The following is a 523-nucleotide window of genomic DNA, read 5'->3' on the forward strand; positions in this document are numbered from 1 at the left end:
AAGCCAGACCAGGCGCACCCGTAATATCTACAGCATGGTTATTAAACTTCTGCAAAGCATTCATAATACTTGAGGACACGGGGGTTAAGCCGATCTTCTCAGCCAGGTAGCCTGTTTCAGGTGCATTGTCGAGCACTGTTACTTTCTTGCCAGCCAAATCTGAAGGTACGCTAATATCTCTGTCTTTTACGAATAGAAAAATGGCACCGATTGGCGATATGCCGATAACTTCGTATTCGCCCTTGCGCATAAGCTTTCCAGCTTTTGGGCTACTCAAGGTTTTAATGATCATACCTAAGTGTTTGTATGTGGGGATCGCGCCGACAGCATTGATAGAACCAGTAAAGTCATTATATTCTCGTGCGCGAATACCTGGCAGGTTCAACATATCACAAACACCGTTCTTGAACTCTTCAGAGGCAACACGGTCATCTGTATAAACTTTGAAAGAAAGGTCTACGCCCCAGCGTGTTGCATCGATTTTGAATTCCTTCATACGCTTGTGTACCGGGCCGTCATGACC

Annotated in this window: 1 protein-coding gene; it reads right to left on the reverse strand. The window is 45.5% G+C overall.

Going from position 1 to position 523, the window contains the following annotated elements:
• A partial coding sequence (locus tag A3763_RS06190) for a putative solute-binding protein (protein WP_231872118.1) occupies window positions 1-496 on the reverse strand: 496 nt, incomplete at its 3' end.
• Window positions 497-523: the final 27 nt, after the last annotated feature.

The sequence above is a fragment of the Oleiphilus sp. HI0128 genome (assembly GCF_001635365.1).